The following is a 23,881-nucleotide window of genomic DNA, read 5'->3' as shown; positions in this document are numbered from 1 at the left end:
GGAATCCATCGAGAAACGCCGGCGGCGGTGCGCTATTCCGACATGTCGGTGGCCGAGTCGTTGGTGCTGGCGTCGCCGTCGTTCGGTCTCCTCCCCTCGTCGTCTCCCTCGACTTCGAGGAGGAGATCGTCGTCGGTGAGCCGAATGACCACGGAACTCGTGTTCTGCGTGATCGTCGCCCGTTTGGTGACCTGTCGATCGCGTTGCTCCCGATCGATCTTGGTCACGCGAAGCCGTTGCTCGGTCGCATCGAGATGCGGTGGCGTCGCCCGCTGCCCGGCCGTGATCGTGTAGCTCTCGTCGTAGGTCTGCCGATCAGTCTTCAAGTCGAAGGCCTCGAGCGTGAGGTCATAGGGCCGGTCGGCCTCGCTGTAGATATCGACTGGAACGACTCCCTGAAAGCTCCCTTCGTAGTGTTCCTGTAGTGCCTCGACACAGCCCGAGAGCCCGACAGTGGCGACCACACCTGCAGTTCGAAGTACCGTCCGACGGTTCACATCCGGCGTTGGGTGGCGGACGACTGTAGGCGTTACTCTTCGAACCGAACTGTCGTCGCCACTGCACGTCAGTGGACACCTGCTCGCACGAAGGCTGTGCGATCAGTGTGTAACCAGTTTCAGTTGGTACTGTAGACTCTCCCCAGTGGTCGGTTGGGGCGGAACCTTTTCACGGGGGATGGAGTGACTCAACGTATGGCCACAGCAGACAGTTCGACCGAGCGAATCGACACGACACTCTTTCTCACCGTCTCTGGCCCACCAGGGTGTGGGGCGACCACGCTGTGTGAACGCCTCGCCGACGCGATGGGCTGTCCCTACGTCTCCGGTGGCGACATCTTCCGTGAACTCGCCGAAGATCGCGACATGAGTCTCAACCAACTCACCGCGAAAGCCGACGAGGACGACGAGATCGACCGTGCGTTAGACCAACGCCTCCAACAGATCGCCGAGAAATGGGGCACGGCAAACAAACCCTTCATCCTCGAGTCGCGGCTGGCGGGCTGGCTGGCCGGTGACCGTGCAGACATACGGATCTGGCTCGATGCACCCAAGGAAGTCCGGCTCGACCGTATCGAAGATCGTGTCGAAACCGAAGCGGAAATGCGTGTCCGCGAGGTCAGCGAAGCCGGACGCTACGAATCGTACTACGAGATCGACATCGCCGACCGATCGTTCTACGACCTCGAGATCAATACCGCACGCTGGAGCAAACAAGGTGTGTTCACGCTGGTTCGAGCCGCGATCGAAGAGTACGATCCCGAACTCGACGAAGGGGCGTTTCGAACCCCGTCGATAGACGTGTAAACTCGGTCGTCAACGGTTTCTCCTGACAGCCACGATTCGTCGGCGTCGAGAGCAGCAACGCACTGTGCTGCCTCGAGCGGCGTAGATGGGACGGAGACGCATCGCGAGATCCGGTAGTGGGACGGACTCCTGAGAAGAGAGCGGGTTCCGGCGCAACCGTAACCGCCCTGCGAGCACATCGGCGGTCGGGACAGCAGACCGTCTGACGGATGGCACCCCCATAGACCGGCGAATGATTAAAATAGGTGTTTGTATTCGCATGTGAGGTGTAGGAACATGGTAGTTACTACCAATAATAGACGAGCCACAGATCACGGGGTCTTCGCCGACGGGCTGTCTCGCTCGAGCGGGCAGGGACTCCCGTGGCACGGGGCCACGAGTCACATAGTACGCGGCGGACGGGGGTGTGTATGGCACGAAACACGTTGATGACTGGGATCGCTCTCCTCGCAGCCGGGGCGCTCGTCGCCGCGAGTCTCGGAGCCTATCGCGTGTTCTCGTACGTCGCGGCGGTGTTCATCCTCGCCGTCGTCGCCTCCGCATCGATCGAACACGACGGCTCGGCGCTCGAGCCCTATACTGGTCTCATCGCCGGACTTACCGTGGTGTTCCTCGGCGGACTCACGGGGATCTGGCTGCTGTGGGGCCCGGACGTGGCGAGTTACACCTACGTACTTGGTGTGCCGAGACCGACACTCGTCTACTTCGCGCTCCTGTGGCTTGCCCCCGCGTTCGCGGCGATCTACTACTCGGTGACAGTTTTCGACCGAATCGGCAGCGATGCGGTCGTCGACGAGATCATCAGCGAGGCACGGGACCGACAGCAACGGACGAACGTCCCGCTCGAGCCGCGGCGAATCGAGCGGTCGACGAGCACGGACGGGCTCGATCGGTCGGCCGACGTGGAGGGAAACGATGATTGAACGCGCGTCGCTCTTGTCTACCCCGCTGCAGTCGGGTGGCATTCCGGTCGCCGACGATCCGATCATCCTCGCCTTCGGAGCGGCATACCTGCTGATCGTCGTCCTGATCGGGGCGTGGGGATACATGCGAACACAGACGACCGGCGACTTCCTCATTACCGGCAAGAGCATCGGTACCTGGGTCCTCGCGATGACCGCCTTTTCGGTCATCCAGTCCGGGTTTGGCTTCGTCGGCGGCCCCGAACTCGTCTACGCGTTCGGGACGACGTCGCTTTGGATCTTCTTTACCGCACCGTTCGGCTTCCTGCTGACCTGGGTCGTCCTCGCCAAACGGCTGCGCCTGCTCGCGGACATCCGGAAGGTCCTCACGTTGGCCGATGGGATGTACGTCCGCTACGAGAGCGACTGGGTCCGCGGACTCACCGGACTTGCCGTCATCGTCGGCGTGATCGCCTATTTGGCGACGAACCTCGCGGCGTTGCAGTTCGTCATGCGCGCTATTTTCGGCATCCCGGTCATCTGGGGACTGCTCGGCGGTGCCCTCATCCTGCTGCTCTACAGCATGCTCGGCGGCATGATCGCTGGCGTCTGGACCGACTTCCTACAGGCGCTGACGATGATCACCGGCGCAGTATTCGTCTTTGCGTATGCGATGTCCGTCGGCGGCGGCATGGGAACGATCTCGAGAAACCTCGCGACTGCCGATCCAGCCCTCGTCTCGCCGTTTGGCGCGATGGGCGGGGCGACGACAGCCATCCTCGTCGGCATCGCGTGGTGGATCCTCTTTTCGGTCGGTGCCGCCGGCCAGCCCCACCTGATCACGAAGTTCTACATGAGCCGCAACCTCGAAATTCTGAAGTGGGGCGCGCCGATCGCCGCCCTCTCGTATGCCGTCTCGAGTCTGATCGCCTTCTCGGCAGGGCTATCGATGCGCTCGATGGTCGAAGCCGGCGAGATCGCAGAGACGTTCAGCGCAAGCGAGGTTGGCCCCGTCTTCGTCCTCGAGTACACGCCGAGTGTCGTCGCTGGCCTCATCCTCGCGGCGCTGCTTGCAGCGATCATGTCGACGAGCGATTCATTTCTCAACATCGGCGCGGCGGCCGTCTCGAGGGACATTCCGCGAGCACTGGGCCAACCGATCGAGGACGACAAGACGGAGCTTCGGGTCACACAGGCTGCGCTGGCCGGGTTGACGATCCTCTCGACGGGCGTCGTCTACTACTCCGAGGCGCTGGTCGGCATCCTTGGGACGATCGGCTGGGGCTTCTTCGCTGCGGCGTTCGTCCCGATCGCCGTCTTCGGCATGAACTGGAAGGGCGCGACGAAGTGGGGTGCGGTCGCCTCGGTCGTCGGTGGCCTCACCGTCAACGTCCTCTACAGCGCCATTCCGATGGCCGCAGACGTCGCGGGCTACGGCGGGCTCGCGAGCAGCATCATGGCGTTCTATCCGTTCCCCGACGCGTTCCCGGTCGGCACCGTCGCACTCCTCGTCGCCGTCGTGTTATTTATCGGTGTCTCGCTTGCGACCCAGGAGTGGGAGGAACTGCCGACCGATCTCCACCCGCTGCTCGAGCACTGACCGCAGATGCCCGACCACACAGTCCCCCAGCCGGCAGTCGAACACACCGGTAATGACCCAATGAAGACCGAGACCATCATCGCGCGGCTCACCCACTGGTTTCGCCAGCGACCGAACTCGCTCGAGTTCTGGGAACTGATCCTGACCGACGAGCGGCTCCTCTTCTGCTTCGTCGGCGAGTCCTACCGATCGCTGCTCTTGCGGGCCGATATGGGCGAACGCGATCGGGCCGCGATCGCAGACCTGCCGCCCGACGACATCGAAACGTTCGACGAGCGGAATTTTACCGTCCCGCTCGAGGCCGTAGAGAAACTCCGTCTCGTCACTGGGACGCGACTGCGCCGGGCACGTCTCGTCGTCGGCTGGCAGGCGGGAGACGATGTCGAGTCCGACGAGTGGACACTGTATCAGTCGCGAACGGCAGACTCGCAACGCGAACTCGTAACCGAGCTCGAATCGGATCCGCGACTCGAAGACGTAGACATCACCGTCGAAACGCCACGGTTTCCCCGTCTCTAAGCCGGGCCACTCCAGCCACTGGCTCCGGCCCAACCGTTTATTTGGGACTTCGTGGTATGGCGCGTCATGACGTGGCATGTCACTTTCGATGAAGATTCGTACGACGAGGCTCGCGAGTCGTTCGAGTGGGACCTCCCCGCGGAGTTTAACGCGGCAACCGATCTAGTAGGGAAACACCCCGACGGCGATCGGCCGGCGCTCTTTCAGGCGTATCCGGACGGCCGCCGCGAGACGTACACGTTCGACGACCTCGATCGGCGATCGAACGCCGTCGCCAACGCTCTCGAGTCGATGGGCGTCGACCGGGAAGACCGAGTCGCGATCGCCGTCCCACAGAAGCCGGCAAACGTCCTCACCCACCTCGCGTGCTGGAAGCGGGGGGCAGTATCACTCCCATTGTCGGTGCTGTTCGGTGACGACGCGCTACGCTACCGGTTGCAGGACAGCGAGGCGCGTGTCGCCGTCGTCGACGCCGCCCAGTGGGAGACGATCCGGGCCGTCGCACCCGACTGTCCTGCCTTAGAACACGTGCTCGTAGTTGACGGCGACCCGGAACCGGCACGGATCGGTGAAACGACCGTCCAGCCCTTCGAGGCGGCGGTCGAGGGACGCTCGAGCGAGTACGAGGTCGTCGCAACGGACGCCGAGACGCCGGCGATCGTGATGTATACGAGTGGCAGCACCGGCGAACCGAAAGGGGTCCTCCATACCCACGATCTCTGGGTAGGCCACTGTCCAGCGTTTTCGATGTACTTCGAGCGAGATGTCCGCGGCGACTCAGTCTACTGGACGCCAGCCGACTGGGCGTGGATCGGCGCGCTGGGCGACCTCGTCTTCCCCGCATGGCACTACGGCCGGCCGGTCGTCGGCTACCCGATGGGCTCGTTCGATCCCGAAACCGCCTTCGAGATTGCCGCGGAGTTCGACGTAACGAACGCTTTCATTCCGCCGACGGCGATCCGAATGCTCATGGATGTCGACAACCCCACCGAACAGTGCGACTTGTCACTCGAGGCGATCTGTTCGGGCGGCGAACCGTTGACACGCGAGATTTTGGAGTGGGCGGACGCGGAACTTGCAGGGACGGCTATCAACGAACTGTACGGCCAGACGGAGGCGAACCTGCTGGTCACGAACTGTCGCGACTGGTTCTCCGCGAAGCCGGGGAGCATGGGGAAACCCGTTCCCGGTCACGACGTCGCGGTCATCGATCCGGATAGCGGCAAGCCCGTCGACACCGGCGAGGTGGGCGAGATCGCGGTTCAACGTGGCGACGATCCCGTGGTCTTCGAGGAGTACTGGAACGCGCCCGAGAAGACAGCCGCGGTGACACTCGGGGAGTGGCATCGGACGGGTGACCTCGCAAAACGCGACGAAGACGGCTTCCTCTGGTTCGTCTCGCGCGACGACGACCTCATCATCACGAGCGGCTATCGCGTCGCTCCGCGAGAAGTCGAGGAAGCGATCCTCGAGCACGACGCTGTCGAGCAAGTCGGCGTCGTCGGTGTCCCCGACGAGACCCGCGGGGAGATCATCAAGGCAGTCGTCCAGCCGGCAGCGGGAGCGACGGCCTCGGACGAGTTACGGACGGAAATCCGGACGCTCGTTCGAGAGCGGTTAGCAGAATACGAGTATCCGCGCGAGATCGAGTTCGTCGACGAGTTGCCAACGACCACGACCGGGAAGATTCGCCGGACGGAGTTAGTATAACAGCGCGTCAGTGCTGATTGGCGTCCGTTACTCGCTGTCGGGCGAGTAGTTCGGTGCTTCGTCGGTGATGACAACGTCGTGGGCGTGGCTCTCGGCCTGGCCGGCCGAGGAGATGCGGACGAACTCGCTGCGCTCTTTGAATGCGGGGACCGTCTCGGCACCGACATAGCCCATCCCCGACTGCATGCCACCGGCGAGCTGGTGGAGTTCAGACTTGAGGGTGCCTTTGTACGGCGTTGCTGCCTCGACGCCCTCCGGGACGTACTCGTCGTCCTCGTCGGGTTCGTCCTTGAGGTAGCGATCGCTGTCGCCGGATTTCATCGCGCCGACCGACCCCATGCCGCGGTACTGCTTGTACTTCTTGCCGTTCATCGTGACGACGCGGCCGGGTGCCTCGTCGGTGCCGGCGAAATAGGAGCCGAGCATGACCGCGTCTGCCCCGGCGGCGATCGCCTTGATCGCGTCGCCGGAGTATCGAATGCCACCGTCCGCGATGACAGGGACGTCGTGTTCGGCGGCCACGTCAGCGACCTGTGCGACAGCCGTGATCTGGGGCATGCCGGCTCCCGAGACGACGCGCGTGGTACAGATCGAGCCCGGTCCGATGCCGACTTTGATCCCGTCGGCGAAGTCCACGATATCCGCGGCCGCTTCGCGGGTGCCGACGTTGCCGACGACGACATCCGCGTCGACGGATTCCTTGATTTCGCGAGCGCCGTCGATGACGTTCAGGTTGTGCGCGTGTGCGGTATCAATGAAGAGGACGTCTGCGCCGGCCTCGTCGGCAGCTTCCGCACGATCCTGCTCGAAGGGACTGACGGCGACGCCAAGCCGGAGTCGGCCCTCCTCGTCGCGGACAGCTTCCTGGTACTCGCGGCGCTGGAGGATGCCCTGCATCGTCACGAGACCCACCAGCAGGTTCTCGTCGTCGACGACCGGCACGCGCTCGATCTTGTGCTCGTACATCAGATCGAACGCGTCGCGAGCGTCGATGTCCTCGTGGGCCGTAATGACCTCGTCGGTCATCGCTTCCGTCACCGGGTCGTCCTCGTTGACCTCGAGGTGGGGACGAATGTCCGTACTCGAGATAATCCCCAGCACCTCGCCGTTGGTGTTGACGACGGGCGCGCCGCCGACGCCTTTGCGGGCCATCAGGTTGTCGACCTCGCGGACGCTCATTTCGGGGTCGGCGGTGACGACGTCCTCGAGCGGGATGATGAGTTCGTCAGCGCTTTTGACGCGCTCGATCTCCTCGACCATCTCGTCGACGTTCATGTTGCGATGGAGGACGCCGAGCCCGCCATGGCGGGCCATCGCGATCGCCATGCCGCTTTCGGTGACGGTGTCCATCGCCGCCGAGAGAATTGGAACCGAGACCTCGACGTTTTTCGAGACTCGCGAGGTGAGGTCGGCGTCGTCGGGTTCGACACGGCTTTCCTTCGGCCGAAGAAGGACGTCGTCGAACGTTAGCGCTTCCGGTACCTGTAGCTTCGAAGAATAGGGCTCGTGCTCGGGAACGTCGTTCGCCATGTAAACTGTCCGGCGTCTCGAGGGAAAAGCGTTGCGAGATAAAACTCGGGTGTGAACGGTTGTCGACCCTCTCAGTGGGCGATTCGCCTATCTATGGTATTCGTTGATGTGTCCCGTGATATTCGTTCAAATGCAACGGTCATCCTTCCGACGACCACACCAACAGGTGCACACATTCGTACCACAGCGGGTGGTTTTTGTACGAACCTGTTCGATATCCCCATCACACTACCGAGTCGTGGAACTGTATCACACACAACGTTTATTGACGATCCCGTCCTCAATTGAGGTATGTACGCTGTGAGTGCATCCACTGCCCGAACTGCTGGCCGGACGAGTCTCGACTCCGTCGCCACCGTTGCATTCGGGAATTTTACATCGAAACTCACAGCGAATGGCCAGAAACCCAACTCGATCGAGCGGCGTGCGGATCGATCGGTGCGGGATCGGCATTCATATCGCCCACTGGCCTCGGGTCATGGCCATCGGCCCTGACCGATGAGTACGTCACAGCACCCGGTCGCGCTCCGGATGGAGCGCATCGTCGGCGGTGACGCGAGACTGCTCGCACTGGTGATGATGCTCCCGTTAGTCGACGGTGTCTTCCCCGCGTTGATCCTGGCCGACGCGCTCGACGATCCGCTTGGGGCAGTTCAGGTCGGCCTGTTGATCTTCGGTGGGAGTGCCACCGTCGCCGTCATCCTCGCGGAGATGGACGGCACTCCCCGTGAGCAGGCTGCCGTCGTCATGCTCGTTGGGGTCCCGCTGATCCTGCTGGCAGCCGTCCAGGCCGCGCTCGCGCCGACCTTCGAGAGTCTCATTGACATCGCCATCTTCGAACGGTTCGCGGCGCTGGTGATCGCCGCCATCGCGGCCAAAACCGCCAGCGCGACCATCGGCGACTACCTCCCCAACCCCGTCGTCGTCATCGGGCTGGGACTGGTCGCCAGCATCGATCCGACCGGCCTGACGGTGCAAGTGATGACCGATCCCGTCCTCGTCGCCCACGCGACGCTGGCCGCCGCCATCGGCGTCGCCTTCGCGCTGACGATCGCGCTCACCGGCCCCTACCTCCGGCGGTACATGGACATCGATCGGTTCCGCTTTGGCAGCGCCGTCGCGCTGGGCCTGCTCCCGCTGTCCCTGCTTGGGATGGCCTTCGGACAGGCCCCGCTCGCTGCACTGCTCGTCGCCGCCATCTTCGCCGTCGACCTGCCGCTTGGCGGAGCCGACTCGGAGACGGAACCGAACGCAGCCGCCAAGCTCAGTGCGTTGCCCGACGGTGGGGACGGCACGGCCTCGAGCGAACTCGAGCCGTCGGTCGTGGAAGTCGAAGACGATCCGGACGACGAGACGACGGACACCCCGGGTCGGGCCCCGTGGCTGTAGTGCGGTTTCGGTCCGAATCGAAACCACTTTAGGTGAGATCCCCCAACTGAGAGTCGAGGGGTCGTGGCCAAGCCAGGCATGGCGGCTGACTCCAGAGGCAACGCGCCCGGGACGACACTCCAGACTGATATACTGATCGGGCACCTGATCAGTGTCCGTGTGATGACCCTCTGGAGTTCCGAGGCGCACCGGAGATATCAGTAGATCGGGGGTTCAAATCCCTCCGACCCCATACTTCTGCCGCGAGCAAACTCGCGAGCGGCAGGTATGTAACTCGGTGGATTTGAACGAGACTGAGGTTCTGCGACCGACGGGAGCAGGTTCTCAGGCGTTGTTCAAATCCCTCCGACCCAACTTCTCGAGTCAAACACACTCGCGAGCCGTGAGTAGTGGATGAGTGTGGGGTGAACTCAAACGGAGTGTGACCACTTCTTTCCAACAACTCAGTTTGTATTCTATTGGCGACTGTCCAGATTTGGTTATAATCCGTGGCTCGAGGGCGGGGTCGGCACCGTGCGACGCCTGCGGTGTCGGTTCGCGCTGCGTGCGAACGCCCTCGTGGCGGGTGTCGCCACGCCGACAGCGCCCCATCCCCGCCTCCATCGAGTTCCAGTTGATCCAGATAAAACAGGGGTTATTCCAAAGATGGGGTGCCACCATGTTTTTATCAAATAGCCTCTGATCGAGTATTATGGACTCTGAAACTCTAACGTATATTGTATCTATTATATTGATATTCCTCGTGATTTGTGCAGCTATGATCTTGGCGGTAGCGTACGGGGCAATAGATGTTTTCACCGACTACTACGGTTGGATGTTGTCTGGTTTCTAATTCTTAGATCGGGGGCCGGCAGTCTTAGGTTGACCGAGTAGGTTGCACGTCGACAGAATCCAATCTCCGAATCTTCACACGGGCCGCGACTCGTCGTGTGCAACTCTCGAGCCAAGCCATCGTCTGAACACCCGGTTGTGGCTGGCTGATCGACCCGTGTCACCGAGTGGGCCGCGATGAGCCGTTCAGTACGGCGAACTAACGCGGAGTTCGGGAGTCGTGTGTCCGAGCATGCAACTCAGGACCGACAGTAAGTACACGTCCCGACGGGACACGATCAACGGGTAACTGGCTTCTCTGACTGCAACACGACGAACGCAGTGGTGAGTGCCCGCGACAATGGTCGACGGCCGTCCAGGTCGCTGTCAGGTCCTCGAGCGCGATGCGCGCACCTGCAGTACAATAGCTACAGTTTTAACTACGAGTCTTACGTTACCGTAGAAACGCCGGCTAAAGGCCGACGCCAGCACACTCATTGCCCAAATGGTGTTTTGCTTGTATCTGTTCTGAGATCGTCGCGCAGATGGATGATCGTGAAGCGATCTCAGGTCCAGCGAGGATATGTGGCTAGATCGACCATCCCTCGCCATCTGTCTCTTATAGCTGGTATATAGTAGTCTATTTCCTATCTGAGAATATGGCGTGTAGTAGAGCACCGCACCCGAATTAGAACCAAGATTGTTGTCCTTCTCCAGCACCCGCTTCCGGAGCGCCAGCTGCTCGCTCATTGCTCATCCGGGACGCCATGAGTCCGTCCACCTGGTGTCGATATCGTACTTGGACTCGAGTCCACGTCGGCCGAGCCGCGTCGCTGCAAGCTGAACTCCGTGGTAACACATAATTACGTGGTAAAGACATGGTGTGCGAGACACCCCTTCATTACGGAGCACGTGGTAAGCGCGTGTATGAGCCAAACCCGATCCGCGGACGATTCGTCAGTATTGGTCCAGCGAACGGCCGGGTTGACGGCAGTGCTCGGCGCGTTCGTCATGGTGTCGACGGTCATCTTCACGATCACTGACTTCATGGGGATTCAGAACGTCTTCGTCGGCGCGGCGGTGGCGTTTCTCGCGGCGTTTCAGGCCTACCGAACCAACGAGCGCCGATCACCGAGTATCGTCATCGCGGCTGTCGTCGCCGTGCTGGGAATTTGGATCGTCGCGGCACCGTTCGTTCTCGGCGCCGACCGCACGCTGGTCGTCGGGGTCAACGGTATTGCCGGTGTGATGATCGTGATTCTGTCCCTCGTCGGAGCATACGGAAGCCGCCAGGTATCGACGACCGCATCGGCGAGCGCATAGGATCGATTTTCCGGCACTCCGTTCGAGACATAGGACACAGCACCCCACAGCGTGCCATCCGACGGCTATCCCAGCGTCAGACGGCGAAGAAAACGCCGATCGCAACGAGGATGAACGCCGCTTTCAGACAGACGTTGACAATGATCACTTTCGTTCCGAACGACGCTCCCCAGATGCCGTACTGAAACGGGATCGAGCGCTTGACTGTCCCGATCGTCAGCGAGATCAGACTGCCGACCAGCAGCGTGATCACCGTCTCCTCAGGTGTCAACACGTCCCCGATCAGTGGCGCGACAGTGATCGCGCCGGTCGTCGGATCGACCAGTGAAACGAGGATCACCGGTATCGCCGCGCCCGGTAGCCCCAACAGGCCAGCGATCGGCTCGAGCACGGCGTTCGGATCGTCGAGGCCGACTGACGCGAACACGGCGAGAATCTGATCCGAGTACTCGAGTGCGACGAAGACGAGCGAATAGACGACTGCAAGCCGGGGGACGATCGAGCGCAGGCGATCAGCGGTGTTCTCGGCGGCCGTCTGCAGTTTCTCGCGGTTGGTCTGTGAGTCCTCCTCGGGCGTGTCGGGGTCGATGGAACTGCCGTCGTAGTCGTCATCCCGGAGCAAGACGGCACCGGCGAGCAAGCCGACGAACGTGATGCCAAGCGAGATGCCGGCCCGTGCGCCGACGTACATGAGGCCGACCTGCAGGCCGAGGATCGGGATCAGAACGGGCCCGTAGTAGGTGAAGATGTGCTGGATGAAACCGAAGAAGGTGTTGATGATAACGGCGATCAGCGTGGCCCGGTCGTCGAGCAGACCGTCCTCGCGAAACTCTGCGAGCATCCCGTAGCCGGCGGTCACCGAGACCGCGTTCGTAAGAACGGCGGTGCCGACTTCCGGGGGGAGGTTCGCCGGCTCGGTAAGATAGTGGCCGACGCGGGCAACGAGTTTGACGAGCCCGTACTCCACCGCGAGGTTGGCCAGGCCGACACCCACGCCGATCAGGAGCGTAATCGTCAGCACGCGCGGAAGCGCCTCCTCGAGCAAGACGGTAAGCAGCGACTGCACAGCACTCGGTTCGAATTCAGTAGAGAAAGGGCCTCCGAATCGAGCGATCGCTGCCGACTGCCGCGCGCTGATACGGACTCCTGTCAGTCAGTGCCAGGATAGCAGACCGTCTGAGACACACATGTTAGTATCTCTTCAGATTGCTTTTCCCGTCGCCTGTCGACAGGACAGCTATGAGCAACAGTGACAGTGATGTTCACGTAGCCGCACTCTGTGGCAGTCTCCGCGATGGCAGCTATACTCGGATCGCACTCGAGCAGGCGCTCTCGGCCGCCGAACAGGCTGGTGGGACGACCGAACTAATCGATCTCCGTGAGTACGAGTTGCCGATTTTCGATGCGGACCGCGATCGTGTGGACGCAGGCGATGCAGACGAGCTTGCGGCTCGCGTCCGCGCGGCCGAGACGATCCTGCTCGGCTCGCCAATGTATCACGGCTCGTTTTCCTCGCCGCTGAAGACCGCGCTCGACTACTGTGGCTTCGACGAGTTCGAGGACAAGACCGTCGGCTTGCTTGCCGTCTCCGGCGGGGCCTTTCCTGTGACGGCCTTAGAGCATATGCGGTCGGTCTGTCGAGCGCTGAACGCGTGGGTTATCCCACACGAGGCGGCGATCCCGAACGCCAGTGCCGCCATCGATAACGGGGCGTTCGTCGATGCAAAACTCGAGACGCGGGTAACGACGCTGGGCAGGCGGGCAGTCCAGTACGCGACGATCGAGCCGGACCCGGACTCCTTCGAAAGCGACCAGAACGTGGGCGCACAGGGGAAGTGATACTGCCGACGGAAAACGAATCGGCGATCCACTAGGGACTGAGAAGTCGCTGCAATCGGCGCTGATGGGCGAGGAACGCGAAGAGGCCGAAGACGAACACGCCGAGATGGGCGGCCTCGATTCGGAGCACGATCGTCATCGAGCCGAGCGCGAGCGGCGACGAGGAAATCGTCCAGTCGGTAAACCAGACAGTCGCGAGCAGCGCCGACGCACCGGCAGCCAGCAATAGCCCCGAAACGACCAACGTGACTGGTCGGCCATCGACTGCGGACTGGCTGAAGATGTATCGCTCGAGGACGAACTGGCCGGTGAGCATGCCAGCGAACACGACGGCTGCGACGGCGACACCGAGCGAATCGCCGATCAGTTCGGCCACGAACAGCCAGACGATCCAAGTGGACGTCAGCGCGACCGTCACGCCGAGTTCTTTCGGCTGCAGGAGATCACCGAGGTCGCTAACCGTCGCACCGAAAATTCCCATTCTAAGCAGTGAACCACAGAAAAGCACACCAAGCCCTGCAAGCGCTGTCACTGTCGTCCGCGAGCCGACGACGACGAGGCTGAACCAGCACCCGACCGCGATCGTTTCGACGGCCGCCGCAGAGAGCGCAGCGGTGACGCCAACGACGCGCCGCCGGTTCGTTCGGCCGAGTACCTCGGGCTGGCGGAGAACGCTCATGTGTACGCTCGCTCAGGGGCCCCTTTCGTTATGGAAGGCATTCCACGGCGATGCCGCGTGCTCGGCGTGCCGATGTGACCTTATAGGGTCCGAAGAGTCAGATTTACCGATCACTGACACGGCCCGACAGGCGATGGCGATACACTTCTGAATCAGGAGAGTTCGTAATTATCGGACGGTTGTCGCGCACGCGAATGAAATGTTATTCTGAATGCTGGCAGCAACTGCGCACGATCAGAAATGCGGATCGCTGACCGGTTCTCGAGGGAGTTCTGAACACCGATCACATCGCCGTTCGACGCCGACTCGTATCCGTCGTTCGCGCACGCCCAATCATCGCCAGTAAACAAGCTGTTATATCATCCGATTTTCTGAGTAGTTCATGCATACGAGACGACGAACTCGTCCGAGCGATAGAAACGGGGGATAGAATTATGTACAGCGATGTGGTCGGAGCGGATTATGCCCGAGACGGAACAACAGGACGCCACACTATCCGAGCTCATCGTTAAAGAAGCGGTCAATCGGGGGATGGAGTCTCCGATGCGCGAGACGATTCTCGAGGCCGTCGAGGAATCCGAAGGGGCTCGCTCAGGCGGGCAGTTTCCGCTTGCAGGAGCGTTGTTTGGCATCGGTGCGGCCGTTGGCTTTCTCCTCGGTCGGCAGTCATCGATGCTCGAAGAGACGCCGCTCGAGGACGTCGAGGAACCGGAGATCATCGAGAGCGTCCGGGAAACGACCGAGGAAACCGAGGAGACGACAGTCGAGGTGACGGACGAATCTGACTCACCGTCGCGGCTGTCGCGACTTCTGCTCGCAGTGGGGCTGCTCGCGGGGGCTGCGATCCTTCGGCGACGGCTCACATCGGACGAGGAAGAAGAGTGGGAGCCGATCGAGGAGTTCGAGCCGGCGACCGATATCGAGAGCGAACCTGAAACGGCTACAGAGTCCGAAGTCGGGGCTGAGGAACCGGACGAGGAAAGCGAGGAGTAACGACCGGCCCGCTCGACTGGGGGCGATCGCCTACTTTTCCGGTCTGTGCGTCGCCTGACGAAGAAGCTAAGGGAGAGACGCCGACAGTGTCAAGCCAATGGAGACCACTCACCGCGTGGTCGTCGGTGACTCCCGCACGCTCTCGGACGTCGCCGACGAGTCGGTCGAACTCGTCGTGACGTCGCCACCGTATCCGATGATCGAGATGTGGGACGACCTCTTTACGGACCTCGATCCGACGATCGGTGACGCACTCGAGACTGGTGACGGCCAGGCCGCCTTCGAGGCGATGCACACACAACTCGCGGCCGTCTGGGACGAACTCGAGCGAGTGCTGGTCGACGGCGGAATCGCCTGTATCAACGTCGGCGACGCGACCCGGTCGGTCGACGGTAGTTTTCGAGTCTACCCAAACCACGCCCGCGTGCTCGCGGCGTTCGAGGACCGCGGGTTCGAGCCGCTGCCGGACGTGCTCTGGCGCAAGCCGGCAAACAGCGCGGCCAAGTTCATGGGGAGCGGCATGATCCCGCCGAACGCCTACGTCACCCTCGAGCACGAGTACGTCCTGATCTTTCGGAAGGGGGGAACGCGCCGCGAGTTCGAGCCGGGTGCTGACCGGCGCTACGAGGCCGCCTACTTCTGGGAGGAACGCAACCGCTGGTTCTCGGACGTCTGGACCGACGTGACCGGCGAGTTACAGACGCTCGAGGCGGTCGACGACGAGCTCCGGGAGCGGTCGGCGGCCTACCCTCTCGAGATTCCTTACCGGCTGATCTGTATGTACTCGACCTACGGCGACACCGTCCTCGATCCCTTCTGGGGCACCGGCACGACCACGCTCGCGGCGATGTGTGCCGGTCGCAGCTCGGTCGGGGTCGAACTCGAGGACGCGTTTCTCGAGGTGTTCGACGATCGGATTGACGAGGTGCCGACACTGTCACGGTCGGTTGGACGCACACGCCTCGAACGCCATCGAGCGTTCGTCGAGCGCCGCCGACAGGAGGGAAAAGGGTTCGAGTACGACGCTGACCACTACGATACACCGGTCGTGACCAAGATGGAACAGGGGCTCAGACTGCGGGACGTGCGGGGGATCGAGGCCTGCGACGACGGCTATCGAGTTGAGCACGGCACACTCACGCCCGAGTAAACCGGGGTCGCCCGTCGGAACCGACATGAGCTTTTTATTATCGCCGCACCCACCAAGGGTATGATTCGCAGTCTCGAGGATGCCGAGACGACGCCCGAGTGCGTTCTCGTCGGCACGTCCGAGTGGATTCGGACGGCAACGGCGGAGCTTGCAGACGAGGCGGTGACAGTCGCTGGCGTCGTCTCGGCGGCGTCCGACCTCACGGACGATCGACTCGAGACCGCAACGTGCGTCCTGACGGACGAGCGTGCTGCTCTCGCAGCCGTCGACGGCGCATGTCCGATCGTCTACGCGATCGATTCGACTGCCGACGAGGCGATCGACGACCTCCGAACCGAGGGCGCGACTGAAATCGTCGTCAAGCGGTCGGTTCAGAAGCCACGGCTCCTTGCACAGCGGCTCCAGCGAACGCTCGCAGCTGCCGAATGCGAGCGCGAGCGAGCACTGACCGACCGGCACAGATATCGAGCAGCGCTCGATGCCCTCTCCAACGCAACCAGCCACGTACTCGCTGTCGACTCGGAACCGGCCGCTTGCGAGTCCCTCGTCGACATCGTCGCCGACGTACTCGAGATCGACGGCGTCGTCTATCGGTTCGACGATCGGGCCACTGAACTCCGTCCGGTGGCATACTCAGCAGCCTACGAATCGACGGCTGGCTCCCCCGCAGCGGTCGAACCCAACGGCAGTAGCATCTGGGAGACGTTCATCACTGGCGAGCCGTCAACCGCTGACGATATCGCAACGTCGCCAGCGGCCCCTGCTGCGACTGCTGCCCAGAGCGGACTCGCCGTTTCGCTCGGCGAACACGGCGTGTTCGTCGCGGTCTCGAGCGCTCCCGACGCCGACGTCAGCGGGGCCGTCGAACTCGTCGAACCGTTCGTCGTGGCAACGGAAGCCGCGCTCGATTGGATCGGACAGCGCCAGCGGTTTCACGACCGCGAACGCGAGCTTGAACGGCACGCTCGCCGACTCGAGCGCCTCGACGCCGCACTCGAGACGCGCCGAGATATCGAACAGTTTCTCCTGGCGGCTGATTCCCGGACGGCGCTCGAACGCGGCGTCCTCGCACGGCTCACCGAGTGCGACGCGTGTTCGCTGGCCTGGTTCGGCGAGCCCGACGCGAACGGCAACAGCCTCGAGCCGCGCGCTCACGCCGGACACGACCGTGGTTATCTGGACGCGGTAACGGTACCGACAGTCGACGAATCGACCGCCGAACCGGCGGGACGGGCGGCGCGAGCGAAAGCGCCGGTCTACGTCGAGAACGTCGCGGCATCGGTCCACGACGGTGCATGGCGCGGTGACGCACTCTCACGCAACGTCCAGTGTGTGTACGCGGTGCCGCTCGTCTATGATGGGGTTCTCTACGGCGTTCTGTCGATCTACGGAGACCAGCAGGACGCGTTCGACGAGCCGTTTCGGTCGATGCTCGCCGACCTCAGCGGGACGATCGCATACGCGATCGACGCCGTCAACCGGACCCACGCGCTGTCAGCTACCGATCGTACCGAAGTGGAACTCGAGGTTGCAGCGGATGCGACGCTGTGTCGGCTGGCTGCGTTCCTCGACGAGCGCGTGCTCTATGCGGGCGCGACGGCTCGAGACGACGAGGCACAGGTCGTGTTCGCGGCCGTCGACGGGCCACTCGAGAGACCGATCGAGACCGAAGCCCACGCCCCAGTCGACGGAATCAGCCAAGTCGTCACGGTCGCCGAACACGAAGCCGAGACGGTACTGCAACTCCGGTTGACTGAACCGTCTCTGGGAGCGATTACCGACGCCCACGGGGCGCAGTTACGCGAGTTCGTGGCCGATACCTCGGGTGGACGCGCACGCATCGACGTCCCGGACGCGGTCGACGTTCGCGACCTCATCGCCGGGATCAGCCGAAACGGCCCCGACGTGTCGATGGTCGCTTGCCGTGCTGTGGCGACGGATGGGTGTTCGACGGTGGCCAACCACGCGCGCAGCGCCTTGCTCGAGACGTTCACCGATCGCCAGCGAGAGGTCGTCCAGACGGCATACCACGGTGGGTTCTTCGAGTGGCCCCGGCACGCAAACGGTGAAGAGATCGCGGACTCCCTCGAGATTTCCTCGCCCGCCTTCCACAAGCACGTTCGGGCGGTCGAACGGAAGCTCTTTGCCGTCCTGTTTGAGGGTGCGACTGCGTCCGAGGTTAACTAATTAACCAGCTGCTGTGGCGGCCCTTACACAGTTAACAAGTAGGTTCTTTACAACGACTATTGAACCACGAAACGACTTCCCACCACCGTACTGGGGGTACGTATATGCTATGAGCAAGATGAGTTCACCAACACCGGCGACCGAGATTGGGGATCACCATTCCATGCACTACGATCGACTCGGCGACGAACCGCTTAGCGTCGCCGTCGCGGACGCCGTCGCAACATTCTTAGACGAAGACATCACTGAACTCGAGCCACTGCATTATTCGATCAACGCCGACGCGCTCGAGCGACTGTTCGAACCGCGTGCGAACGGCCTCCGCCCCAACGGCGCAGTGTCCTTCGAGTACAGCGGGTGTCTGGTGACCGTCACAGCAGCCGGCGAAATTCGCGTCGAAACCGTCTAGCGACTCGACGCCGTCTGCGGGCAGAGCGGTATCCTCTATTTTGCGTTCGACACCCCGTACCGAGAACCGAGAGCGACCGGGTATTCACTGACTGTTGGCCAACAGTATATAAGCAGGTCCGTCCCGAACGCTCGAGTATGCCACCTCGCTTTCTCGTCCCGACCGACGGGAGTGACCCCGCAACCGCAGCACTCGAGCACACCCTCGACATCGCCTGCGACCGGGACGCGACCGTCCACCTGCTTCACGTCGCGGACACGAACCAACCGAGCCTCACTCGACTCGGTACTGACGTCGTCGACGTCCTCGAGGAGGAGGGCGACTCGCTCGTCTCGGAGGCTGCCGCGCTCGCCGAGGAACGCGGCGTGTCCGTGGTCACGGACGTCGTCCAGGGTGATCCCCGGCCGACGATCGTCGACTACGTCAGCGCCGACGAGTTCGAGTTCATCGCGATGGGTGCCCACGGTCGGCGCGGACTGGGAGAATACGTTCTCGGGAGCGTCACGGATCACGTCGTAAACAGAAGCCCAGTACCGGTGATGACGGTTCGAGCAGCCGACGGTGTGACGCCGACGTACCCCTACACCGACGTGCTCGTTCCGACCGATGGGAGCGACCATGCAACGGCGGCGCTGAAACTGGCAGCGACGGTCGCCGAACGTACCGGTGCGACACTCCACTTGCTGTCTATCGTCGACGAACTCCCGGAGGTCGGTGATACGGAATCGGCACAGCTCTCCGAGCAACTCGAGGAGAACATCCAGACGGTTCTCGACGAGGCAGCGGCGACCGCCACGCAGGCGGGCGTCGACGACGTCACGACGACCATCGTGACCGGCTCGATGCCCCGGGAGGTCACAAGCTATGCCGACGAGGCGGGGATCGACCTCGTCGTGATGGGGACACACGGCCACACAGGCCTCGACCGACACCTCCTCGGGAGCTTCACCGAGCGAGTGATCCGCACATCGCCGGTGCCCGTCCTGACCACGCGGGCGGACGAGCAGGCGTAATACTATCAAGACCATGTTACCCGCCAGAACGAGCGCTCGAGTCGCTGTTGGGACAGGCACGATGTGGTTCCCCTCCCACGGAAAATAGAACGTTCAACAACGTACTAATATCTTGATCAGGAAACAAAGGGCAATGGGTCCCCAAACGGCATGCCGAAACGAGATGGTGAGAATACCGTGACCGAACAATCGCTTCCGTCGCTCGAGCGGGTCCGGTCGGAAATAACGAGAACCCGGCTCCGGGCTGCGTTCGTCGTCCTCGTTCTTTTGTCTGCCGCCGTCGTCGCCAGCGCAGCGGGAGAAGGCGTTTCGACGGCCTCGAGAGAAGGCGTCCCGAACGCACCGCAGACAGAGAACCACACGGTCGTCACCGAATCCGGCCGCGCCGGGACGATCACCGCCTATCAGCCCAACGGCGAGGTCCTCTACTACAACAACTCGCGGACGAAGTACTTCGACGTCGATCCTGTCGAGGGTGATCCGTTAACCGTCGAATACGCCGCGACGGATACGATTCACACCGAAGGTGCCAACTGTGGCGCTCCACCGTGTACCCGCAACGTCATCGAGCGCGCCGACCTCGAGACAGGTGAGGTGGAGGTGCTCTACGAGCGCTACGACTACAAGGAGTACGCTGGGGAGTGGCACGACGTCGACCGCATCAACGAGACCCACTTCGTCGTCGCCGACATGGTCGCCGATCAGGTCTTCATCGTCAACACCGAGACGGCGGTCGTCGAGTGGCTCTGGGACGCCCAGAGCGACTTCCCGCTCGAGGGCGGCCACTCCTGGCCCCGTGACTGGGCACACATCAACGACGTCGAGTACATCGAGAGCGGGCAGATGGAGGGCCGGATCATGGCCAGTCTGCGCAACCAAGACCAGGTCGTCTTCCTCGATCGGGAAGACGGACTGCTCGAGGACTGGACGCTCGGGTCGGAAAACGAGTACGACATCCTCCACGAACAGCACAACCCCGACTACATCCCTGAGAGCCAAGGCGGGCCGGCAGTCCTCGTTGCCGACTCTGAAAATGCCCAGATCAAGGAGTTTCAGCGTGAGGACGGCGAGTGGAAGCAGACCTGGCTGTGGGAAGACGATCAGATCCAGTGGCCACGGGACGCCGACCGGCTTCCAAACGGCAACACGCTGATCGCAGACACCCACGGCAACCGCGTCATCGAGGTCAACGAGTCCGGCGACATCGTCTGGGAGGTCGGCTCGTCACTCCCCTACGAAGCCGAACGCCTCGAGGCTGGTGACGAAAGCACCGGCCAGAGCGCGGCCGCGCTCGGCCTCGAGAACCGAACCGCAGCCGAGACCAGCAGCGGCGGTGGCGGCGGCGAGGGGGGCGAACTCGAGTTTAGCCCCTTCGAGTTCCTCGGCGATTTCGTCGAGACGATCCTCCCACATCGGATCTACAACGCCCTGCTGTTCGTGAGTCCAGTCTGGATGGGGGCCTCCGAGTTCGCCGCAATTGGCGTTGCGCTGCTGACCGGCCTCTCGTGGGCCGGCTTCGAGATCAAGTGGCAACTCCGCGACGCCGGCGTCCGGTTCCGGCTGCCGGTCTACCGACAGGGCGGCGAGTAACTACCCTCGAGAGCTGCCGTCCGTTTTTCGTCGACCGATCACGCCAACAGGTGGCCACCAACGAGATACAGCGCCGCGAGAATCGACTGGAACGACAGCGAGCCGATCGCCGACAGCGCGACGAACGCGCGGCCGTCCATCTCCGAGAGTCCCGCAGGGACGGTCAGTAGCCCGCGGACGAACAACATCGTGTTGCTTACGGCGACAGCCACTGCGCCCCAGCGATCGAACCAGCCGTCGAACCGCTCGAGTCGCGACTCGGTGACGGGAAACCAGCTCTTTCGGAGGACGTACTCCCGGCCAGCGCGGCGGACGAGACAGAACAGGCCGAACTGGCCGATCGTCGTCCCGGCGACCGCAATCGCGACGATCGTCACCACTTTCGGCATCGACGACCCGATCAGCGCCAGTGCGGCCGGGACGACGAGTTCGCTCGGCATAAATCGCAGCAGCATCGCACCCTCGAGGACACAGATACCGAAAAACACCGCAAGCGCGAGTTCTGACGTCAGCATCGACTCGAGCCAGGGCGGCATCCCCTCGAGTTGCAACGGATACATAACCCGTGCGTAGTTCGTCCCGAATGTAAGCATTGTTGATTCGCTTCCGGCGATCGCGCTGGCAGGCCGTCGCCGCGAATCGCTGTCGTGATGTGCCGAGTTGACCGGCGAATCACACACCGGGTATGGCCACTTGTCTGTCCGTCGCTCCCGCCTTCGGAGAGCATAAACTATGTGGTGATACCCGTTGAAACCATCGCTGATGGAGCTCGGACGTGCATTGTTTCTGACGGGTGCGTTCGCGACCCACGCGTTCGTCGGCTACGCCCTCGTTGCCGGGCTCACCGACGCAGACCCGCGGATCGGGCTCGTCTTCGGACTGCTTCCGGACGCCGACTTTCTCTTTCCAGCGGACTGGGCCTGGCCGTTCGTTCACCGCGGGATCACTCACACGCCACTGTTCGCGCTGGCAGTGGTCGCTGGCGGGTATGCCGTCGGTCGTCAGCAGACTTCGACGATCGGTCGACGCGTCGCGCTCGCCATCGGGCTGGCACTCGGTTCCCATCTCGCGATCGACTCGCTGTCGCCGAAAGGGATCGACGTCCTGTTTCCGCTTCGGACAAGTTGGAGTCCCGGCTTGCCGGTCCACAGCCCGACCGCGACAGTCTTCCTCTGGACCGCGTCGATCGCACTCCTCGTCTGGGACACAGACGAGCAGCGGTCGATCTAGGCCTCGAGTCGACCCGAAACCGGGCGTGGCCGGATGGCCGGTACCGATCAACGATCAACTCGCCGGAACGACCGCCGACAGCCCCATCGTCAAAAGTAGTGACGCGAACAGCGCACTCGAGCCGACGAGCAAAAACGCCCGATTGATCCGGCTGTTCTTGGATTTGAACCACTCGAGCGTGACATGATACCGCCAGAGCGGGGCAAACGGGCTGATCCCCATGGGGGTCACGACGTCGCCGGCGAGGTGGGCGAGGATGCCACCGGTGCCGACGATGAAGCCAAACCGGAACGCCACCGGCGTCGCGGGGACGAGGAGGTCGGTGCCGATGCCCGTGACCAGCCCGACGAGGAGAGCAAACCAGACGGTATGGGTCGGTCCGCGATGGCGTATGCGCGGAAGCGGCTGATCGAGATCAGGGATATTAGCGACGCCAACAGCCACGAGCGCCCCAACCAGCGCCAGCTCGAGCGACCAGACGGAGCTCACGAGGGGGAGAACCGGCGCATAGAGCAAGGCGTTGAAACCGGAGTGACCCTCACGGTACATGCTCGGAAAGGTCATCGGAGCCGGACGGAAATGACGCTGTCGGCCAGCAGCCGCTTACCGAACCGCTCGGACGCCGAACGCCGACACCGACAGCCCGCCGATCAGGACCGGCATCCAGTAAATCGCGCCCCGGAAGATGAGGACGGCCGCGGTGATGGCCGACGCCGGAATCCCGGTCGTTGGCACGAGCAGCGTGACGAACGCGGCTTCGATACTGCCGAGCCCACCTGGTAGCGGCGCAGCGCCTGCGAGGTTCGCAAGCGGGATGACAAACAGCAGGACGTATGCCGAGACGTCGTACCCGATCGCGTCGAACGCGACCGTAAGCGCAGCCGTCTGAAAGAGCCACCCACACAGTGACAGGCCGATGATGGCGGCCAGTCGCCACCGATCCGTTGCCACGCGTTCGATGTTCTCGAAAAACCGCCCCAGTCGGTCGGCGATGTCTTCCTCAAGCGTCTCGGAGTCGAAGCGCTCGAGCCGGCCGAGTCGGGGAGCAATGATCCCGGGCAGTCGCTCGACGAGCGTCCGGTGATAGCGCCACACGAGGCCCATCACGATGACGATGCCCCCGATCAACACGACCGCCGAGCCGACGGCCGTCTCGAGGCGCTGGCCGATCGCCGCGGTGGTCGCGTAGTAGCCGACACCCACGAGGATCAGCGAGATCGATGGGACGACGTTGATGACGTCGACGGTCGCAATCCCGACGAGGCTGGTCTCGTAGCGAGCGTCGGAGGTCTTCGAGATGAGCAACGCGGCGATCGGTTCGCCGCCGGCCTGCCCGAACGGAGTGACGTTGTTCGCGAAGACGGCTCCAGCATAGACGAGAAACGACTTCCCGATCGGGATCTCGATATCGAGCGCGGCCAGCACGGTCCGAAGCATCAGACTCCAGGCGGCCAGCCAGCCGAGCGCAAGTGCAAACGTTGCGACGACCCGAGAGGGTGAAGCCGACAGCAACGAGTCGAGGACGTCACGGGCACCAACGAGGAAAAACAAAACCGCGAAGGCCGCGATCGCTCCGGCGATGCCGATGAGAAATGCTCGCCGATTTCGATCGTCCATGCCGGATATGACTCGTCAGTAAACTTGAAACATCTGATCGGCACCGACCCAGTCGAAACGTGTCGCGTCACCCCCTTCAATCGATTT

Annotated in this window: 22 protein-coding genes and 1 tRNA gene; 16 read left to right on the top strand and 7 right to left on the bottom strand. The window is 62.7% G+C overall.

Annotated features, from left to right (window positions below; all coding sequences use genetic code 11):
• Positions 1-32 precede the first annotated feature (32 nt).
• Positions 33-497, bottom strand: coding sequence for a hypothetical protein (locus BSG09_RS06805; RefSeq protein ID WP_223174703.1), 465 nt, complete (start codon positions 495-497; stop codon positions 33-35).
• A 195-nt stretch (positions 498-692) separates the two neighbouring features.
• Between BSG09_RS06805 and cmk the strand changes: the two genes are divergently transcribed.
• The 5 genes from cmk (at position 693) to BSG09_RS06780 (ending at position 6,035) form a co-directional block, all read left to right on the top strand.
• Positions 693-1,304: a (d)CMP kinase gene (cmk, locus tag BSG09_RS06800; protein ID WP_092931465.1), complete on the top strand. Its 612-nt coding sequence runs from the start codon at positions 693-695 to the stop codon at positions 1,302-1,304.
• Between the two features lie 410 nt (positions 1,305-1,714).
• Positions 1,715-2,227, top strand: coding sequence for a hypothetical protein (locus BSG09_RS06795; protein ID WP_092931463.1), 513 nt, complete (start codon positions 1,715-1,717; stop codon positions 2,225-2,227).
• Positions 2,220-3,806, top strand: coding sequence for a sodium:solute symporter family transporter (locus tag BSG09_RS06790; RefSeq protein ID WP_092931461.1), 1,587 nt, complete (start codon positions 2,220-2,222; stop codon positions 3,804-3,806). The genes BSG09_RS06795 and BSG09_RS06790 overlap by 8 nt, the downstream gene beginning before the upstream one ends.
• A 6-nt stretch (positions 3,807-3,812) precedes the next feature.
• Complete coding sequence (locus tag BSG09_RS06785) at positions 3,813-4,325, top strand: hypothetical protein (protein WP_223174704.1); 513 nt, start codon at positions 3,813-3,815, stop codon at positions 4,323-4,325.
• 66 nt (positions 4,326-4,391) lie between these two features.
• Positions 4,392-6,035: an acyl-CoA synthetase gene (locus tag BSG09_RS06780; RefSeq protein ID WP_092931457.1), complete on the top strand. Its 1,644-nt coding sequence runs from the start codon at positions 4,392-4,394 to the stop codon at positions 6,033-6,035.
• 27 nt (positions 6,036-6,062) lie between these two features.
• Here BSG09_RS06780 and guaB read toward each other — a convergent pair whose 3' ends face one another.
• Positions 6,063-7,565 (bottom strand): IMP dehydrogenase, encoded by a 1,503-nt coding sequence (gene guaB, locus BSG09_RS06775; protein WP_092931455.1) that lies wholly within the window; start codon positions 7,563-7,565, stop codon positions 6,063-6,065.
• A 498-nt stretch (positions 7,566-8,063) separates the two neighbouring features.
• Here guaB and BSG09_RS06770 point away from each other — a divergent pair, with 498 nt between their 5' ends.
• From BSG09_RS06770 to BSG09_RS06765, 3 genes are all read left to right on the top strand, one after another.
• A complete protein-coding gene (locus tag BSG09_RS06770) occupies positions 8,064-8,954 on the top strand; it encodes a DUF5794 domain-containing protein (protein WP_092931453.1) in 891 nt (296 codons plus the stop codon).
• A gap of 57 nt (positions 8,955-9,011) precedes the next feature.
• Positions 9,012-9,186 (top strand) — tRNA-Trp (locus tag BSG09_RS20715).
• A 1,505-nt stretch (positions 9,187-10,691) separates the two neighbouring features.
• Positions 10,692-11,087 (top strand): SPW repeat domain-containing protein, encoded by a 396-nt coding sequence (locus tag BSG09_RS06765; RefSeq protein ID WP_092931451.1) that lies wholly within the window; start codon positions 10,692-10,694, stop codon positions 11,085-11,087.
• A 76-nt stretch (positions 11,088-11,163) separates the two neighbouring features.
• On the opposite strand, the gene BSG09_RS06760 is transcribed toward BSG09_RS06765, so the two are convergent.
• Positions 11,164-12,153, bottom strand: a complete 990-nt coding sequence (locus BSG09_RS06760; RefSeq protein ID WP_092931449.1) for a nucleoside recognition protein — start codon at positions 12,151-12,153, stop codon at positions 11,164-11,166.
• Between the two features lie 173 nt (positions 12,154-12,326).
• Between BSG09_RS06760 and BSG09_RS06755 the strand changes: the two genes are divergently transcribed.
• Positions 12,327-12,926, top strand: a complete 600-nt coding sequence (locus tag BSG09_RS06755; RefSeq protein WP_092931447.1) for an NADPH-dependent FMN reductase — start codon at positions 12,327-12,329, stop codon at positions 12,924-12,926.
• Between the two features lie 31 nt (positions 12,927-12,957).
• Here BSG09_RS06755 and BSG09_RS06750 read toward each other — a convergent pair whose 3' ends face one another.
• Positions 12,958-13,605, bottom strand: coding sequence for a hypothetical protein (locus tag BSG09_RS06750; protein ID WP_092931445.1), 648 nt, complete (start codon positions 13,603-13,605; stop codon positions 12,958-12,960).
• A gap of 462 nt (positions 13,606-14,067) precedes the next feature.
• On the opposite strand from BSG09_RS06750, the gene BSG09_RS06745 reads away from it, so the two are divergent.
• The 6 genes from BSG09_RS06745 (at position 14,068) to BSG09_RS06720 (ending at position 20,947) form a co-directional block, all read left to right on the top strand.
• Positions 14,068-14,598, top strand: a complete 531-nt coding sequence (locus BSG09_RS06745; RefSeq protein ID WP_092931745.1) for a hypothetical protein — start codon at positions 14,068-14,070, stop codon at positions 14,596-14,598.
• Positions 14,599-14,695: 97 nt separating this feature from the next.
• Entirely contained in the window at positions 14,696-15,748 is a 1,053-nt protein-coding gene (locus BSG09_RS06740) for a DNA-methyltransferase (RefSeq protein WP_092931443.1), read from the top strand.
• A 60-nt stretch (positions 15,749-15,808) separates the two neighbouring features.
• Complete coding sequence (locus tag BSG09_RS06735) at positions 15,809-17,935, top strand: bacterio-opsin activator domain-containing protein (protein WP_092931441.1); 2,127 nt, start codon at positions 15,809-15,811, stop codon at positions 17,933-17,935.
• Positions 17,936-18,053: 118 nt separating this feature from the next.
• Positions 18,054-18,344: a HalOD1 output domain-containing protein gene (locus tag BSG09_RS06730; protein WP_092931743.1), complete on the top strand. Its 291-nt coding sequence runs from the start codon at positions 18,054-18,056 to the stop codon at positions 18,342-18,344.
• A gap of 137 nt (positions 18,345-18,481) precedes the next feature.
• Entirely contained in the window at positions 18,482-19,357 is an 876-nt protein-coding gene (locus BSG09_RS06725) for a universal stress protein (protein WP_092931439.1), read from the top strand.
• Between the two features lie 177 nt (positions 19,358-19,534).
• Positions 19,535-20,947 (top strand): aryl-sulfate sulfotransferase, encoded by a 1,413-nt coding sequence (locus BSG09_RS06720; RefSeq protein ID WP_175542156.1) that lies wholly within the window; start codon positions 19,535-19,537, stop codon positions 20,945-20,947.
• A gap of 38 nt (positions 20,948-20,985) precedes the next feature.
• Here the strand turns inward: BSG09_RS06720 and BSG09_RS06715 are convergent, their stop codons facing one another.
• Positions 20,986-21,507 (bottom strand): DedA family protein, encoded by a 522-nt coding sequence (locus BSG09_RS06715; RefSeq protein WP_092931741.1) that lies wholly within the window; start codon positions 21,505-21,507, stop codon positions 20,986-20,988.
• 202 nt (positions 21,508-21,709) lie between these two features.
• On the opposite strand from BSG09_RS06715, the gene BSG09_RS06710 reads away from it, so the two are divergent.
• Entirely contained in the window at positions 21,710-22,177 is a 468-nt protein-coding gene (locus BSG09_RS06710) for a metal-dependent hydrolase (protein WP_092931435.1), read from the top strand.
• A gap of 54 nt (positions 22,178-22,231) precedes the next feature.
• On the opposite strand, the gene BSG09_RS06705 is transcribed toward BSG09_RS06710, so the two are convergent.
• Both BSG09_RS06705 and BSG09_RS06700 read right to left on the bottom strand, forming a co-directional pair.
• Positions 22,232-22,726: a metal-dependent hydrolase gene (locus tag BSG09_RS06705; protein ID WP_092931739.1), complete on the bottom strand. Its 495-nt coding sequence runs from the start codon at positions 22,724-22,726 to the stop codon at positions 22,232-22,234.
• Positions 22,727-22,780: 54 nt separating this feature from the next.
• Positions 22,781-23,794: a lysylphosphatidylglycerol synthase transmembrane domain-containing protein gene (locus BSG09_RS06700; protein ID WP_092931433.1), complete on the bottom strand. Its 1,014-nt coding sequence runs from the start codon at positions 23,792-23,794 to the stop codon at positions 22,781-22,783.
• Positions 23,795-23,881 lie beyond the last annotated feature (87 nt).

Source organism: Natrinema hispanicum (genome assembly GCF_900111485.1).
GTDB lineage: Archaea > Halobacteriota > Halobacteria > Halobacteriales > Natrialbaceae > Natrinema > Natrinema hispanicum_A.
This window is presented reverse-complemented; position numbering and strand designations above follow the sequence as displayed.

Excerpts from the sequence above, each read along its gene's own strand:
- BSG09_RS06740 (WP_092931443.1), top strand. The coding sequence starts at position 14,696 with ATGGAGACCACTCACCGCGTGGTCGTCGGTGACTCCCGCACGCTCTCG.
- BSG09_RS06725 (WP_092931439.1), top strand. The coding sequence starts at position 18,482 with ATGCCACCTCGCTTTCTCGTCCCGACCGACGGGAGTGACCCCGCAACC.
- BSG09_RS06710 (WP_092931435.1), top strand. The coding sequence starts at position 21,710 with ATGGAGCTCGGACGTGCATTGTTTCTGACGGGTGCGTTCGCGACCCAC.
- BSG09_RS06715 (WP_092931741.1), bottom strand. The coding sequence starts at position 21,507 with ATGTATCCGTTGCAACTCGAGGGGATGCCGCCCTGGCTCGAGTCGATG.
- BSG09_RS06785 (WP_223174704.1), top strand. The coding sequence starts at position 3,813 with ATGCCCGACCACACAGTCCCCCAGCCGGCAGTCGAACACACCGGTAAT.
- BSG09_RS06795 (WP_092931463.1), top strand. The coding sequence starts at position 1,715 with ATGGCACGAAACACGTTGATGACTGGGATCGCTCTCCTCGCAGCCGGG.
- BSG09_RS06765 (WP_092931451.1), top strand. The coding sequence starts at position 10,692 with ATGAGCCAAACCCGATCCGCGGACGATTCGTCAGTATTGGTCCAGCGA.
- BSG09_RS06705 (WP_092931739.1), bottom strand. The coding sequence starts at position 22,726 with ATGTACCGTGAGGGTCACTCCGGTTTCAACGCCTTGCTCTATGCGCCG.
- BSG09_RS06730 (WP_092931743.1), top strand. The coding sequence starts at position 18,054 with ATGAGTTCACCAACACCGGCGACCGAGATTGGGGATCACCATTCCATG.
- BSG09_RS06700 (WP_092931433.1), bottom strand. The coding sequence starts at position 23,794 with ATGGACGATCGAAATCGGCGAGCATTTCTCATCGGCATCGCCGGAGCG.
- BSG09_RS06780 (WP_092931457.1), top strand. The coding sequence starts at position 4,392 with ATGACGTGGCATGTCACTTTCGATGAAGATTCGTACGACGAGGCTCGC.
- guaB (WP_092931455.1), bottom strand. The coding sequence starts at position 7,565 with ATGGCGAACGACGTTCCCGAGCACGAGCCCTATTCTTCGAAGCTACAG.
- cmk (WP_092931465.1), top strand. The coding sequence starts at position 693 with ATGGCCACAGCAGACAGTTCGACCGAGCGAATCGACACGACACTCTTT.
- BSG09_RS06735 (WP_092931441.1), top strand. The coding sequence starts at position 15,809 with ATGATTCGCAGTCTCGAGGATGCCGAGACGACGCCCGAGTGCGTTCTC.
- BSG09_RS06790 (WP_092931461.1), top strand. The coding sequence starts at position 2,220 with ATGATTGAACGCGCGTCGCTCTTGTCTACCCCGCTGCAGTCGGGTGGC.
- BSG09_RS06750 (WP_092931445.1), bottom strand. The coding sequence starts at position 13,605 with ATGAGCGTTCTCCGCCAGCCCGAGGTACTCGGCCGAACGAACCGGCGG.
- BSG09_RS06745 (WP_092931745.1), top strand. The coding sequence starts at position 14,068 with ATGCCCGAGACGGAACAACAGGACGCCACACTATCCGAGCTCATCGTT.
- BSG09_RS06755 (WP_092931447.1), top strand. The coding sequence starts at position 12,327 with ATGAGCAACAGTGACAGTGATGTTCACGTAGCCGCACTCTGTGGCAGT.
- BSG09_RS06770 (WP_092931453.1), top strand. The coding sequence starts at position 8,064 with ATGAGTACGTCACAGCACCCGGTCGCGCTCCGGATGGAGCGCATCGTC.